Raw genomic sequence first — 14,782 nt, 5'->3', positions numbered from 1 at the left:
CCATGGCCACACTGCTGACCCGTCGCCTGCTGCTGCGCGGTGCATTGGGTGCCGCAGCCCTGCCCTTCGGTCCCGCCATAGGCGCCCCGGCCGATGCCAAGGACGCAGGGTCGCGCATCGCATTGGTGATCGGCAACGGCGCCTACCGAAGTGCACCGCTGAAGAACCCGCCGGGCGATGCCGTTGCCGTCGCGGCGGCGCTGCGCGGCCTTGGGTACGAGGTGAGCCTGCGTCAGAACACGCGACTGCCGGAACTGATCGAATCGCTGCGCGAGTTTTCGATGCGTGCGCCGAAGGCGGCGGTTCGCGTGTTGTTCTATGCCGGTCACGGGGTTCAGGTCAAGGGTCGCAACTACTTGGTGCCGATCGATGCCGACCCGCAGTCCGAAGAGGACATCCAGCGGCAAAGTGCGGACGTCGGCGAGTTCGTCGACCGACTCAGCGCCATTGGCACCGGTGCCAACATCGTGGTGCTCGATGCCTGCCGTGTGAACCCCTTCGCGGGCGGCGTCATCGTGGGCCCCGATGGACGGCGCCTGAAATTCCGCGGCGCGACGCCGGGTGGCCTGGCGACGCTCGATGCGCCCGTGGGCACGCTGGTGGCCTTCTCGACCGCGCCGAACGGCGTGGCCCTCGACAGCGCCAACAGCGAGCACAGCGTCTATGCACGTCACCTGCTGGCCAACATGGCGATGCCGGGGCTGCAGATCGAGCAACTCTTCAAGCGAGTGCGCATCGGCGTCGCCGAAGACACCGGCCGCGTGCAGGTACCCTGGGAGTCCTCGAGCCTGACCGCCGACTTCTGCTTCAAATCGGACGACAAGGGACGCTGCGGCAGCTGAGCCGCTCACGCGTGGTCGTCGATGAAGCGCTCGAGCTCGCGCGCGAAGCGCAGCGGCTCGCTGACATGCGGCGAATGGCCTGCATGCGGGTAGATCGAAATCTGCGCGTGCTTCACCGTGTCGCGATACCAGCCATCGAGCGGCACACCGGCGTAGTGCGGGCTGCGCGCCCCGAGCACGACAAGCAGCGGCGCGTCGAGGCGCGACAGCGAAGTGCGGAAGTCGGCCTGCGCCATCGACTCGGCGAGGTCGAGCAGCGGCCGGACATCGATGCGGCCCAGACGGCGGCGCAGCATCCGTCCAAGTGGTGCTTCGACACTCAGCTGCCGCTGCAACCAGGCGCCTCCGAGCGCGCCGACCTCGTTCAACAACATGCCGGCCAAATCGCGGCGCGCGCCAGCGAGCAGCCCGGACAGCATCGCCGCGCTGCAGCCGCCGAACAGCCCCAGTCGCCAGCTGTCGTCCGTCACGATGCGCGGCGACTGGTCGACCAGCGCCACCGCAGCGACCCGCTGCGTGCCGTGCAGACGCAGGTATTGCATCAGCGTCAGCGCGCCCATGGAATGCCCGACCAGGATCGAACGCTGTAGCCCGAAGTGGTCGAGTACCTCGGCCAGGTCGGTCGCCAGTCGCGCCAGCGTGATACTGCCATTCACCGACCGGCAACTGCCATGGCCGCGTGCGTCCCAGGCGAGCACGCAATGGCGCCGCGCCAGCCTCCGGGCTACGGGCAACCAGTCGCGATGCGTGCATCCGAACCCATGCACCAGTATCAGCGGCGACCCGCCGCCGAGCACGCACACGGGAACCACGTGGCCGTCGCTGGCCGTGAAGCTGTCGTAGTCGCTCGCTCCGGGCGTGCCGAGGCCCATCAGCCCGAAATTGCGCAGCGCGTCGAAGGCGCCGCGCAAGCCCGTCAGGCGTGCGGGGCGTGGAGGCGGATCAGGCGGCGCGCTGTCGGGCATCGCGGGCGATCCTACCCCGGTGCGCCCTTCATCCGAAATCTGTTTGAACCGAATCCGGACGGGTCGCAACCCAAGGGCGGGAAGGCAAGCAATTCGGCAAGCCCGACCTCAACCCCTGTCATCACTCTCTGGAGATCATCATGCAAATCGTTCGCAAAGCATCCATCCTCATCGCCCTCGGTTTCGCCTTCGGTGGCGCGATGGCCGGCGAAATCGCAAACACCACGGTGTTGTCGACCAACGCCAACAACAACGCGTCCGGCTTCCTGGCCTCGGCGGCCCAGAATATCGGTGTGTCCGAGCAAAACTCCAAGATCTCGAACAGCACGGTGCTCGTCAATGGCGCAAACAACACCGCCTCGGGCTTCCTGTCGTCGGCGACCCAAAACGTCGGCCACGCCCAGGACAATGGCCAGATCGCCAACAGCACGGTTCTCGGCACGAACCTGAACAACACTGCTTCGGGCTTCCTCAGCAGCGCCACGCAGGAAGTGGGCTTCGCCAAGGGCAACGGCACGGTCACCAACAGCACGGTGCTCGCCAATGGTGCAAGCAACTCCGCCTCCGGCTTCCTGTCCTCGGCCACCCAGCAGATCGGCGGCGCACAAGGCAACGGCAAGCTGACCAACTCGACCGTCATCGCCACGGGCTCGAACAACAGCGCAAGCGGCTTCCTGTCCAGCGCCTCGCAGTCCATCGGAGTCGCCAAGTAACCACGCGCAGTGCTTTCGCCCCGCGTCCGCCAGCGCCACCGGCGCTGGCGGTCTTTTCAGCAAGGAGAACTCACCATGAATGCAACCCTCGTTCGCACCTCCCGCATCGTCCTTGTCGCCGTCACGCTGGGCGCCTGCGCCCATGCCTTCGCGGGACAGGAGCTGCTGGACGTCGACACGCGGTTCCGCGCGAAGATCGCCAAGGAGAAGGTCCGCATCAGCGCACAGGAGCGCAAGGCTGAAGAACAAGGGAAGTCCGCGGATCCAAACCAAGGCAGCTGCGGGAGCCAGAGCATCGGCAACATCGACACCGGCGGACGCATCGGCGCCGCGCCGCGCGAGGTGTTCGTGTTCGCACCCAATGCCATCAACATCGTCGGCCGCGGCGGTTGCCAGTGAACTGAATTCCCACACATCGGAGATGTCATGAAACCGCCCCGCATCGCGCGCTTCATAGCGCTTGCCGCACTCGCAGCACTCGCGGGCTGCCAGACGCTCGAGGTCAAGCAGCAAACGGTCGAGCAGACCGCCGAGATCCGCGTCGGCCCCGAGCAACTGCCGCAGCGCTCGATCACGGGCTTTTCGCCGGCACTGCGTTGCATGGACACGCTGATGATCGACTACGGCGTGCACGACGTGACGATGCTGACCGAGGAAATCAATGACGAAACGAAGAAGCTGAACGCCGGAACGCGCGACATGTTGATCTCGGCGGTGTCGGACATGTCGCGGCGCAGCCGCGCGGTGCGTCTGGTCGCGTTCGGCAAGGACACGCTGAACGTGGTCAGCTTTCTCTCGGCGGCGCAAACCACGGCGGTCTACCAGGCGATTCCGCGGTACGACATCAAGGGCTCCGTGTCGCAGTTCGACGAGAACCTGATCAAGAACCAGAAGGACCTGGGTGTTGGCTACTTCCCGTACCTCAACCTCGGCGTTGCCAAAGATGCGTCCACCAGCATGCTGGCGCTCGACCTGAGCATGCTGACGACCAGCGACATGGGGGTATTGCCGGGCGTCACGTCGCGCAATGCCGTGGTGATCATGAAACAAGGCAGAGGCATCGACGGCGATGCCGCGTATCACAAGTTCGGCATCAACTACAGCATGAACCTGGCGCGTTCGGAAGGCCAGTCGCAGGCGCTGCGCGGGCTGGTCGAACTGGCGGTGGTGGAACTCATCGGCAAGCTGACGAAGACCCCCTACTGGACCTGCCTGGGCGTCAGCGACCCGAAAGCGAATGAGGAAACGCGTCTCGAGATGCTGGATTGGTACGGCGCGATGGCTGCGACGCGCGTCGAGCTGATCGCCTACTTCCAGAACCAGATGAGGCAGCGCGGGTTCTACGACGGCCCGATCGACGGGGAATTCAATCCTGCCATCGACGAGGCGATCTCCAACTATCGCGCCCAACTCGGCCTCAGCCGCGAGCCCAAGCTCGACGAGAAATTCTTCAGTGCCTTCCTCGCCGCAGACCACAGCAAGATCCAGCGACCGGCCCAACCGGCACGCTACGTTGCGCCTGGCACGCTTGCCACCACGCTCGGATCTCCGGCGGCTGCGACAGCCCCAGCATCGTCGTCGTCGTCGTCGTCGTCGGCGGCGGCTGCGGCGGCGGCGCCAGCGGCAGCGGCAGCGGCGGCACAAACCCCCGCATCGCAGGCGGCGCCGCTGAAGCTGTCAGTGTCGGCCCCGAACCAGCAGACGCGGTTTGCCCGCGGCGAAGCGATCAGCCTCGCCCTTGCGCCGTCGCAGGACGCGCATGTCTACTGCTATCTGCAGGATGAGGACGGCAAGATCGTCCGCTTCTTCCCCAACCGGTTCACCCGCGACTCACGCATCGCTGCGGCCAAGCCGCTCACGTTGCCCGGCCCGATGCGCTTCCAGCTCTCGATGAATTCGAAGGGCGTGCCCGAGACGGTTTCCTGCTTCGCCACGCCGCGCGACGTGATGCCTTCACTGCCCCAGGCGTTGGTCGGCATCGACTTCGAACCCCTGCCCGGCGCCTCGCTCGACATGATCCACGCCGCCTTCGCCAAAGCCAGCGGCGGCACGCTCGCCCAGGAGAACTTCCATGTACAAGCCAAGTGATTTCCATCCCGATCACCAGAAGCAGCGCGGCGCCCGCCTGGCAGCGGTGTCCCTGGTGGCCCTTGCCGCCGTGACCGGCCTGGTCCTGCAGTTGCCCCGCGGCGCGACCGCAGGCGCCGGCGCAATCGGTGGCGACGACCGTGTCGCTTCCCGAGTCGCGCCTGCGCCACGGGCCGCGAGCAGGAAGGCACCCGCCACCTATCAACTCCGCTGCTGGCAGAACGGTTTCCTGCTGTTCGATGAAGCGCCGGTCACCCTCGGCGCCGAAGCGCGGCAGGGTGCAAAGATGGTGGCGATCGACCGCCATGGCAGAGACTTGATCGTCACCGCCGATCTCAACGGGACGACCTGCCTGGCGCGCCCTGCCCCACCCCCGCCCAGCCTCGCGCTGCCGCGCTGAGCCCACCCTCGCCCCAGCCTGGAGCCCCATCATGAACTGGTTCATCCAAGCCTTCCCGGTACCGCCGTCGCTCCGAGTTGCGGCCCTTGCCGCCGGCTGTGCCGCGGTTCTTGCCGCGGCCCCTTCCGGGCCCGCACAGGCCGCCACGGAACCCCGCAGCGTCGCCGACTTCGACGAAGTCGTGTCTACCGTCTCCGGCGACGTCAGCGTCGAACAGGGACCCCGTGAGTCGCTGACCCTGGAGGCCGAGCCTGCAGTGCTGAGCAAGATCACGACCGAGGTCCACGGTCGGCGCCTGGTCATCGGCCTTGCGCCTGGCCGGGTCGAGACGCAGCAGCCGATCCGGATGAAGCTCGGCGTCCAGGCGTTGCGAGCCTTCGAGTCGCGCGCCGTCGGTGCGATCACCATCGGCGCGCTGCGCAGCGATACGCTCACCCTGGTGCTGGCAGGCAGCGGCTCGATCCGCGTCGATCGCCTGGAAAACGCGCGCAACCTCGACGTGCGGATCACCGGTGCCGGCGATGTCGCGGTTGGCGGCGGCAAAGTGACGGCGCAGCAACTCGCCATCACCGGCGTTGGCACCTATTCCGCACCCAAGCTCGCCAGCGAGCGCGCCGACGTGGCCATCGATGGCAACGGTGAAGCGCAGCTCGCCGCCAGCAACACGCTGGCGGTGCGCATCGGCGGTGTCGGTCACGTGCGCTATCACGGCGACCCGGCGGTGACACGCTCCATCCGCGGCATCGGCACGGTCGATAAAGATTGAACCGGGCAGGCGGCGCGCGCAACCCATGGTTATCGACGACCCAACGCCCAAGGAGCCCTCAAATGATCCGCTACCTCAGCACCCTCGCCCTCGCCCTCGCCGCCGCCGCTGCAATGATCGCCCCCGCCGCCAGGGCCGAGAAGGTCGTGATCTACCACGAAGGCCAACTCGTGGTCCCGCAGGACGTGGCGGACGTGCTGAACCGTTCGATCCGCCTGCTCGACGATCCGCCCGCAGCCCCGGCGAAGACCACGGCGGTGGCGGCGAGCTCCCGGGTCAATGCATCGGCGCGTCCCTCGGAAACCGCACATGTCGCGCGCAATGACTCGAAAGCCGCCGCCTCGGCGCTGTCCTTGCCGGTGCGGTTCGCTTTCGATTCCGCCGAGATCCTCCCGGCCGCACGGACCCAGCTCGACGCCCTCGCCAAGGGCATCGAACTGATGGCGCCTGGAAGCAAGGTCACGATCGAAGGGCACACCGACGCCGCGGGCAGCGCGGCCTACAACCTCGAGTTGTCGCGCAACCGGGCCCGCGCCGTGCGTGACTATCTCGTGCACCACGGCATCGACGCCGCACGCCTGAAGACCGTCGGTTACGGCCAAGGCCGGCCGCTCGAAGACACCGACCCGTACGCCGCCATCAACCGTCGGGTGCAATTCCGCGGCGCCTGATCAGTCCTTGCGAGTGCTCACGGCGGGGCCATGACCGAATTTCGGCGGCCCCGCCTTCCCCTTGTGCCGCCGCAGCGCACCGCCGAGAATGGGATGCGATCGCCAGTGGAGTCCCAGAGGTCCGCAGCATCCATTCATCCGGCCGTACCATGATTCGCCGTCGCCTGCTCGCCTGCCTTGGCTTCGGTTTCGTGCCCGTGTGGTGGAGCCGAGCCGGCCACGCGCAAGCGCAGGCCATGGTCGACTCGCCTGGGCAACGCCGTGTCGCACTCGTGATCGGCAACGCGCGGTACCCCGAACTCCCGCTGAACAATCCCGAGCACGACGCTCGCCTGGTCGCGCAGACGTTGCGCAGCCTCAACTTCGAGGTCGGCGAGTATCTCAACCTCAATGCCCGCGACTTCAAGCGCGTGCTGCGGGAATTCGCGCGCCGCATGGACGACGATCAGGTCGCGTCGGTTTTCTATTACGCCGGCCACGGCGTGCAGATCGGCGGGCGCAACTTCCTGCTGCCGGTCGACATCGCGTTGCGCGATGAGGCCGAAGTGCGCGACGAGGCCATCGACATGCAGGAAGCGCTGCTCACGCATGTGGATCGGGTGCGTCCGCGCGCCCGCATTTTCATCATCGACGCTTGCCGCAACGACCCCTTCGCGGCGCGCGGTGACGCTTCGCGCAACGCCAACGGCTTGGCCGAGATGGCGGCGCCGGGCGCCCTCATTGCCTTCTCCGCCGCGCCCGGTCGCGTCGCCGAGGACGGCCCGGTCGGCGGCAACAGCATCTACACGCGCTATCTCGCCACCGAGATGCGAACCCGTGGCGTGGATGTCGAGGAAATGATGAAGACCGTACGCATCAAGGTGCTGCGCGACACCGCGGAGCGCCAGATCCCCTGGGTCAACACCTCGATGGTCGTGAATTTCATGTTCAACCCAGGTCCTGCAGCGGCGCTGGCCGGGCCAAAACGCAACCTGCAGCTGCTCGTACAAGCGCAGCGCAGCCTGAACACCGATGCGCGCGATGCGTCGGCCTCGTTGGCGCTGCGGATCTACGTGCTGAGTGATGCGAGCGGGTTCGAAAAGGCGAGTTTCGACAGCCTCTACGACGATGACGAAGCGACCCTCGGGTCGAATATGCTCGTTCGCCAGAGTCTGTACCTCCGCCCCGGCGAAGCGCGCGAGCTGGACCTCGAGTTGCGCGGCGACGCGCGTGCCGTCGCGGTGTTCGGTGCGTTTCGGGAGATCGAGCGCTCGGAGTGGCGTGCCGTGCTGCCGTTGCCGGTTGGATCGTTGGCGCCGCGTGCGCGCCTCGATGCGCAGGCGCGCCGACTGCAACTGGGGTGGGCCAAATGATGCAACCCGGCGCCGCGCCTGGGTCGCCGGCTTCCGGTGCTTCGGATGGCGTCGACGAGCCGGCTGCCGCGCGCGCGCTGCGCGCCGAGGCCCTCCCCCTCATTGCCCTGGTGGCACGCTTGCACGACGCGACGTCGGTCGACCCGGCCGAATTGCGCCGCACGCTGGCCGCGGTGGTGGCCCATTTCGAAGCCAATGCGCGCGTCGCAGGTGTCGACGAGGCAAGCGTCGCGGCCGCGAGCTACGTACTCTGTGCCTGGGGCGATGAGCAGTTTGGCGCCGCGCCGTTCGGTACGGGAGGCGCCGGACTGCTGCAGCGCTTTCACGGCGAGGCCGACGGCGGCGACAAGCTGTTGCGCCTGCTGTCGCGGCTGGCCGAAAAGCCGCGCGAGCATCGCGCGCTGCTCGAACTCTTCCATACCTGCCTGAGTCTCGGTCTGCGCGCGGGCATGGCCCCCAACAGCCGCGAGCATGAAATGCTGCGCGCACGGGTGCACCTCGCGCTCGAACAGGTGGCGCCGGCTCCGGCGTTGGTGCCTTCGTGGCACTGCGCGGCTGCCGCGGCCAGCCCACCGCGGGCGCCACGCGTCGCGTTGCCGGCGGTCCTGCTGCTCGGCGTGCTTGCCGTGGGCATCTACAGCGCCAGCCAACTTCAGCTTGCAGCGCGCGTCGACGGCGTGCTGGCATCCTTGCAGCGACTCGTACCGGCACCCACCGTCGCCGTGCAGCCGGTCGCGGGCGCGGCGACGGCGCCGCCGCGGCTGGCCTCGAGCCTGCGTGGCGACATCGATGCGGGCCGGTTGTCCGTGCGCGACGAGGCGCTGCGCAGCGTGGTCGTGGTCGACGCCGATGCGCTCGGCGATGCCACCGCGCCGTTGACGCACCTGGGCGAAGCGCTGAAGAAGCTGCCGGGCAAGGTTCTTGTCGTCGGCTACACCGATGGCAGCGATCCCCCGACGGCTCGCACGCCGTCGGCTTGGCATCAGGCGATGGAATGGGCGCGCGGTGCCGCCGACGTCTTGCGGCCGCAACTCGGCGATGAGCGGCTGGCGGTCGAGGCCCGTGTCGACACCGCGGGCCGCGCGCCACCGCGACGCGTCGAGATCGTCCTGTTCCCGCAATGAAGGCGTCGCCACGCTTCGTGCAACGCGCCGTCAACCTCGGTGCGGCAGGCACCCTGTTGTGGTTTGCGGCACCGCTGTTCGCCTTCGGCAGCTGGCACCCCTTCGACGGCACCCGTGCGCGCGTGGCCTTGCTGGTGCTGGTGGCGCTCTTGCTGGTCGGCCTGAGCGGGCTGCGGGCGTTGCTGGCCCGGCGGCGCAACGAGCGGCTGCTGAAGGGCCTCGAATCCGGCGATGCCGGCGTTGAGCTGAGCCAGCGTTTCCACGAGGCGCTCGCGATGCTGCGGCAGGGAGTCGGGGCGCAAGGCACGCGTCGCTGGTGGCAGCGCCGGCGACAGGTGCAGCAACTGCCCTGGTACCTGATCATCGGCGCGCCCGGGGGCGGCAAGACCACCGCAATCTTGCATTCGGGCCTGCACTTTCCGCTCGCCGAAAAGCTCGGACGCGACCCGCTCGCGGGGATCGGCGGAACGCGCCAGTGCGACTGGTGGTTCAGCGAGGACGCCGTGTTCATCGACACGGCAGGACGCTACACGACACAGGACAGCGACGCCGCGGTCGACGCCGGGGAATGGCAGCAGTTCCTCGCGCTCCTGCGCCGACACCGGCCCGTGCAGCCCATCAATGGCGTGATCGTCAGCGTCAGCGTGCCCGACCTGCTGCAAGGCGGCGCAGAACTCGCGCGCCAGTCGGCAGCCGTCGCATCGCGCCTGGAAGAACTGCGCCGCGAGCTCGATCTCACCTTTCCGATCTACCTGCTGGTGACCAAGGCCGACCTGCTCTCCGGCTTTGTCGAAACCTTTGGCGATCTCGATGCCGCACAGCGCGAGCAGTTCTGGGGCGCGGTGTTCGACGCCGATGTTGCAGGCCTCCCGGCCGATCTCGGAACGCGCCTCGACGACCTCGCGCAGCGCTTGACACAGCGCAGTCCCGAGTTGCTGCAGCATGAACGGACGCCGCAGCGCCGTCTGCCGATCTACGCGTTTGCAGCACAGTTCAAGGCGCTGCTCGGGCCCCTCGAAGGATTCGTGCGCGAGGCGTTCGCGGACATTGCAGCCGAACCGGCGCAACGCTTGCGTTCGATCGCGTTGACGAGTGGCACACAGGAGGGCAATCCGATCGATCGGGTCATCGGCGAACTCGCGCGCAGTCACGGCCTGGCGCTGAAGCCGCTGCCGCGCCCTGATGCCGGTGGCAAGTCGTTTTTCCTGAGCGCGTTGCTCAAGCGGCTGGTGATCGCGGAGGCGCCCCTGGCAGGTCAGCGACTGCAGCGGCTGCGTTTGCGTCGGCGCGCCATCATGTTCGGCGCCGCATTTGCCAGTGCCGCGCTGCTCGCCACCTCTGCCCTGTGGTGGCAGAGCTATCGACGAAACCTCGACTATGTCGACGCCGTGCGCGCGCGTGTCGAGCAGTTGACCCGGCGCATCGGTCCCCTGGAATCGGCAGCTCTTGAGCAGGTGCTGCCGCTTTATTCGCTGCTCGAGCACCTGGCCGCGAACGACGGCATCGACCCGGATCAACCGCCCGCCGGCTTCGGCTTCGGCCTGTTCCAGGGACCGCGCCTGGCGCGCTCGGCGGAACAGGTCTACCGGGAGATGCTCGAACGGAGTCTGGCGCCGCTGCTCATCGAGCGATTGCGCAGCGACCTGCGCGAGGCCGAGGACAGCGCGACACGCTACGAGGCGCTGCGCGCCTCATTGATGCTCGCCAACCCGACACGGCTGGTCCGCGGCGAGTTGCGCGGCTGGGTCGAGCAGACGCTGGCACAAACGAGCGGCGCTGGTGAACGCGGCGAGTTGGCGCGCCATGTCGAGAACTTGCTCGAGCGCAACGGGTTGCCCGAGGCCATGCGCCCCGACGATGCCGGCGTGCGCGCGGCGCGCAGCGCCCTCGCGGCGCTGCCGCTGGCACAACGCGTGCACGAGCGCTTGCTGCGACGCGTTCCTGATCCCGAGCCGCCGCAGGATCTGCCGACACGCCTCGGCGCGGCCAGCGCTCTCGTGTTCGCAGCCTCGAGCGCCGGACCGATGCCGGCGCATTCGAGCGCCGGCGACTGGCGGCGCAATCTGGTGCCGGCGCTCGAGGGGACGTTCGATGAGCTCGCGAGCGAGGCAGACTGGGTGCTCGGCGACACCGGCGGCGAAGTTCGACGACTGCAGAAGGACCGCGCCTGGCGCGACGAAATCGCCGCGCAGGTCGGCAAGCGCCAGGCCGAACGCGTGATCGCCGCCTGGTCGCGTCAACTCGATGCCCTCGTGCTGGCGCCCCGCAGCGACGCGGGTGAAGCCTCGCGCCAGGCAACAGATCTCACGGCGCCCGATTCGCCGCTGCGCCGCCTCCTGACACGCCTGGCCGACGAGTTCAGCGCGACCTCACAGGGCGGTAGCGCGGCGGAGGTCGCCTTCGAAGGCACGCTGCGTGCACGCTTCGGCTCCCTCGGGGACTACGCGGCAGGGCCTGGACCCCAAGCGCTTGACCGCCTTCACGCCCTGGTCACCGGCAAGCGCGACGAGACCGGCGGTGCCGAACTCGACGCGACGTTGCGCACCGAGGCTGCCGGCGCGCCGGCGGCGCTGCGGAAGGCTTACCTCGACCTCGGGACATTGATTCGCTCGCGCGGCGGCGCCAAGCCGAGTTTCGACGCCGCCCTGGTCGAACTCGCGCAGACTTGCAGCGCGTTGACGCGTGAGCGCTTTCCGTTCAGTGCCAACGCGGCGCGGGACATGGCGCCGTCCGACTTTGCGCGCCTGTTCGGACCCGGCGGCCTGTTCGACGAATTCCGGCGCAACCAGTTGACCGAACGCGTCGACACGTCGAGCCGGCCGTGGAAAGCGCGCAGCGCAGGCGCCAATGCGAGCAATTCGGAAGCATTCGAGCGGGCGGCGGCGATCGGCAGCCTGTTCTTTCCCGAAGGTGAACCGATGCCCGAGCTCAAGCTGCGCCTCACGCCGCAGCGCATGGATGCCGAGCTGCTGCAGTTCAGCATCGATGTCGATGGCCAGCTTTTGCGATTCGAAAACGGCCCGCCGCGTGCCAAGGAATTGGCCTGGCCGGGACCGGCTTCGACGCAAAAAGTGCTGATGCGCGTGTTGCCGCCTGGCCCCACCGGGGTCGGCGCCGAAATCCATGAAGGTCCGTTCGCCTGGCTTCGGGTGCTGCTGCACGGCGACTGGAAGGGCGAGCGCGGCGCACCGGCGCGGCTGACCTTCGTCGTCGACACACGCACCCTCGACGTCGAGGCGAGCGCAGCCGGGGCGCCCGACGCCGATGTCTGGACCCTCCGGGAGCTGGCAGGTTTCCATTGTCCGCAGGCATCATGGTGAAGTCGTCATCGCGTCGCGTGTCCTGGTATGGCAAATTACCCGCGCGCGGAGACTTCGTCGGCCGCGGCCTGCCTGCACGCTGGCGCAGTGACTGGGATGGCTGGCTGCAGCGCGGCCTCGCCCTCGCCGCGACCACGCTGGACGCCACCACGCTGCGCGAACGCCTCTGTACCTTCGCGCCATGGCGCTATCTGGCGCTGCCGGCGCCCGGCGAGATCTGGTGCGGCATCATCACGGCGTCGCACGATCGTGTCGGACGCGCTTTTCCGCTGACGTTGGCGGAACGCTTCAACGCGGCGCCTTCACCGGACGAAAGCGCCGCACGCCTCGCGTCGCTGCTCGACGCGGTCTCGGAAGGACCCGAAGCGCTCGAGGCTGCGATCGCCGCCTTGCCGCCCCGTCCGGAGCGGGAATTCAAACTTGCCGAGGCCTGGCCGCCGGAGCCGGCCAGCCTCTGGTGGCCGCTCGCCGCCGCACACGATGTCGCTGCGCGGCCTGCGGCTTGGCCACCGGAGCCGGCACTTCTGCTCGAACTGCTCGGTGTTCAACCGGCCTCGCACCAGATCGCGAGCGCGGAATAGTTGTCCTGGTCGCTGCGATCGGCTCGCTGCACACCCGCTTCGAGGCGATCGAGCCAGGCCTGGACGCCGCTGCAGCCAGCCAGGCTGCTCGCCATGGCAGCATCGTCGAAGGCCGACCAGAGGCCGTCGCTGCACAGCAGCAGGGCATCGCGGGAAGCGAGCATCTGCGGCGTCTCCAGGACCTCGAAGTCGAAGCCTTCGGGCGAGCCGAGCGCCGAAGTCAACTGCCCGGGGGCGGCGTCGGTCGCATTCAGCCCGGCATCGCGCAAGCTCTGCGCGAGGCTCTGATCACGCGTGCGCCCGAGCAATCGGGCGTCATGCCAGCGGTACAGGCGCGAGTCGCCGGCATGGGCCCAGAGCGCCGCGCCGCTGCGGAGGTCGAGCAGCAGCACGACGATGGTGGTGCGCATGTCGGCCGTCAGGGTGCCGGCAACCTGCTGCGCGACCACTGCGTCGTTGGCCCCTCGGACAAGCCGTTTCAGCGCGTTCGGGCTGACCTCGGGTTGGAGCGCGAAGGCTTCGAGCACATGCGTCACGGCTGCGCGCGAGGCCGCCTGGCCGCCGCCGTGCCCGCCCGCACCGTCGCACAAGGCGGCGACGAGGGAGTCGGCGCCCAGCCAATAGCCGAAGGCGTCTTCATTGCACTCGCGCCGCCCGGTTTGCGAGAGCGCCGCGACCGAAACGTTCAACGCGCGTTGGGCCATGGAGGCTCCGGCGGTGGATCGTCGGCGTTGACACGCGACTGGGCCTCATAGGCGCGCAGGAATTCCCGTCCGAAGATGGTCTCGAAGTCGTCATCGAGGTGCTCGAGCAGGTGGGCGTGCTGCAGGCGATGGCGTTCCCAGAGCGCCGCGGCGCGGAGCCTGGGAAGGCGCGAATGAAGACCGCGCGGCGGCCCCTCCGCGTTCTCGGCGGCCTCGGGACCCAGGCGGGAGAAGAGCTCGAACACCGCGGCGCGCATGCCGGCGACCATCGCCACCTGGTGCACCAGCAAGTCACGATTCGCGTCCTGCAACGCTGCCACGGGGTCGAGGAACCCGGGTCTCGGGTCACGCTGCAGCATGCGGGTCAATGCTTCGGTTGCGTTCGGCGAGAACTTCAGGGGGTTGTTGTGGCGCGGCGCGATCACCGTACCCTCGGCGCGCATGTGGCGTTTCGCGATCGAGCGGCTTTGCAGCAACGCGAGCGTGCCTTCGGCGGTCGCCCTCAGCAGCGCGCCCAGATGTTCCATCCAGTCCAGCGTCAACAGCGGGACTTGGGCGGCGTCAAGTCCGGCGCCGCGAGCGAATGCCGCTGCAAGTTCGGTCAGGTCCCGCGACCCGCCCTCGGCAGCCAAAGCCGAAGTCGACGAAAGAGGCGCCGGCGCCGTCGATTCGGCTGCCACAGCGGTGGGTGGCCCCGGCACGGCCGATACAGCGGCTTGCACGGGCGGCGAAGCCGGCGGCATCGAGGGCGCGCTGTTCACAATCGGTGTGCCGGTTCGCACGGACAGCCCACTCGTCTTCCAGGACACGACCGCGCTCGCTGACGCCGCCTCGGGCGGCGGCGCCAGGGCGGGCAGCGGCGATTGCGCGGCGAGCGGATCGAGCGCGTCGTCCAGATCGAACCAGCGATCCAGACGCGCGCGCGGCGCAGCGGGCGCCGCGACGGACTCGACAGCGAGCTCGAATCCGCCGATGCGCAGGCGATCGCCCACCGACAGGGCCAGTTGGTCACCCGGGGCAAGCTGCGTGCCGTTCACCCACAAGGGGGTGGTGCTGCTGATGCAGCGCACGCGCGCGTCCTGGCCGACCATGGCGACTTGTGCGTGTTGGCGCGAGACCCCGCGCAGCGGGTCGGCCAGCACCAGGTCGCATTCGAGAGAACGGCCGATGATGAGGCCCTCGGGCGGTAGCGGAAGCGCCGTCGCATCGGGCTCGGTGGCGCCGGGGCGGCGCATGACATGCAGCGCGATCACGGT

The 14,782-nt window shown here is 68.5% G+C and carries 14 protein-coding genes; 11 read left to right on the top strand and 3 right to left on the bottom strand.

Going from position 1 to position 14,782, the window contains the following annotated elements; translation table 11 throughout:
* Nucleotides 1–2 precede the first annotated feature (2 nt).
* Complete coding sequence (locus AC1DHL_RS01930) at nucleotides 3–842, top strand: caspase family protein (RefSeq protein ID WP_478160191.1); 840 nt, start codon at nucleotides 3–5, stop codon at nucleotides 840–842.
* Nucleotides 843–847: 5 nt separating this feature from the next.
* On the opposite strand, the gene AC1DHL_RS01925 is transcribed toward AC1DHL_RS01930, so the two are convergent.
* Nucleotides 848–1,807 (bottom strand): alpha/beta fold hydrolase, encoded by a 960-nt coding sequence (locus tag AC1DHL_RS01925; RefSeq protein ID WP_478160189.1) that lies wholly within the window; start codon nucleotides 1,805–1,807, stop codon nucleotides 848–850.
* A 140-nt stretch (nucleotides 1,808–1,947) separates the two neighbouring features.
* Here AC1DHL_RS01925 and AC1DHL_RS01920 point away from each other — a divergent pair, with 140 nt between their 5' ends.
* The 10 genes from AC1DHL_RS01920 to tagF all read left to right on the top strand — a co-directional run bounded on the left by AC1DHL_RS01920 (nucleotide 1,948) and on the right by tagF (nucleotide 12,822).
* Nucleotides 1,948–2,520 carry a hypothetical protein gene (locus AC1DHL_RS01920; RefSeq protein ID WP_478096108.1) on the top strand — a complete coding sequence of 191 codons (573 nt, stop codon included), beginning with the start codon at nucleotides 1,948–1,950 and terminating at the stop codon, nucleotides 2,518–2,520.
* A gap of 75 nt (nucleotides 2,521–2,595) precedes the next feature.
* Nucleotides 2,596–2,919, top strand: a complete 324-nt coding sequence (locus AC1DHL_RS01915; protein ID WP_478096110.1) for a hypothetical protein — start codon at nucleotides 2,596–2,598, stop codon at nucleotides 2,917–2,919.
* Nucleotides 2,920–2,946: 27 nt separating this feature from the next.
* Complete coding sequence (locus AC1DHL_RS01910; RefSeq protein ID WP_478160187.1) at nucleotides 2,947–4,608, top strand: DUF4384 domain-containing protein; 1,662 nt, start codon at nucleotides 2,947–2,949, stop codon at nucleotides 4,606–4,608.
* Nucleotides 4,592–5,008 (top strand): hypothetical protein, encoded by a 417-nt coding sequence (locus AC1DHL_RS01905; protein ID WP_478096114.1) that lies wholly within the window; start codon nucleotides 4,592–4,594, stop codon nucleotides 5,006–5,008. The genes AC1DHL_RS01910 and AC1DHL_RS01905 overlap by 17 nt, the downstream gene beginning before the upstream one ends.
* A gap of 31 nt (nucleotides 5,009–5,039) precedes the next feature.
* On the top strand, nucleotides 5,040–5,774 hold the full coding sequence (locus AC1DHL_RS01900) for a GIN domain-containing protein (RefSeq protein ID WP_478096115.1): 735 nt from the start codon (nucleotides 5,040–5,042) through the stop codon (nucleotides 5,772–5,774).
* A 62-nt stretch (nucleotides 5,775–5,836) separates the two neighbouring features.
* Complete coding sequence (locus AC1DHL_RS01895; RefSeq protein ID WP_478160185.1) at nucleotides 5,837–6,445, top strand: OmpA family protein; 609 nt, start codon at nucleotides 5,837–5,839, stop codon at nucleotides 6,443–6,445.
* Nucleotides 6,446–6,594: 149 nt separating this feature from the next.
* On the top strand, nucleotides 6,595–7,797 hold the full coding sequence (gene tssJ / locus AC1DHL_RS01890; protein ID WP_478160183.1) for a type VI secretion system lipoprotein TssJ: 1,203 nt from the start codon (nucleotides 6,595–6,597) through the stop codon (nucleotides 7,795–7,797).
* Complete coding sequence (locus AC1DHL_RS01885; RefSeq protein ID WP_478160181.1) at nucleotides 7,794–8,921, top strand: DotU/TssL family secretion system protein; 1,128 nt, start codon at nucleotides 7,794–7,796, stop codon at nucleotides 8,919–8,921. Before tssJ ends, AC1DHL_RS01885 begins: the two co-directional genes overlap by 4 nt.
* Nucleotides 8,918–12,241 (top strand): type VI secretion system membrane subunit TssM, encoded by a 3,324-nt coding sequence (gene tssM, locus AC1DHL_RS01880; protein WP_478160179.1) that lies wholly within the window; start codon nucleotides 8,918–8,920, stop codon nucleotides 12,239–12,241. Before AC1DHL_RS01885 ends, tssM begins: the two co-directional genes overlap by 4 nt.
* The gene (tagF, locus tag AC1DHL_RS01875) at nucleotides 12,235–12,822 is read left to right on the top strand and encodes a type VI secretion system-associated protein TagF (RefSeq protein WP_478160177.1); all 588 of its coding nucleotides are present in this window, start codon (nucleotides 12,235–12,237) and stop codon (nucleotides 12,820–12,822) included. The genes tssM and tagF overlap by 7 nt, the downstream gene beginning before the upstream one ends.
* Here tagF and AC1DHL_RS01870 read toward each other — a convergent pair.
* Both AC1DHL_RS01870 and tagH read right to left on the bottom strand, forming a co-directional pair.
* On the bottom strand, nucleotides 12,786–13,526 hold the full coding sequence (locus AC1DHL_RS01870; protein ID WP_478160175.1) for a PP2C family protein-serine/threonine phosphatase: 741 nt from the start codon (nucleotides 13,524–13,526) through the stop codon (nucleotides 12,786–12,788). The two genes, tagF and AC1DHL_RS01870, sit on opposite strands and share 37 nt — an antisense overlap.
* Nucleotides 13,508–14,779 (bottom strand): type VI secretion system-associated FHA domain protein TagH, encoded by a 1,272-nt coding sequence (tagH, locus tag AC1DHL_RS01865; RefSeq protein WP_478160173.1) that lies wholly within the window; start codon nucleotides 14,777–14,779, stop codon nucleotides 13,508–13,510. The genes AC1DHL_RS01870 and tagH overlap by 19 nt, the downstream gene beginning before the upstream one ends.
* Between the last annotated feature and the right edge of the window lie 3 nt (nucleotides 14,780–14,782).

This window comes from Variovorax sp. 10L426, from assembly GCF_056395305.1.
The sequence above is the reverse complement of the archived record's forward strand: the minus strand, read 5'-3'. Positions and strand labels throughout refer to the sequence as shown.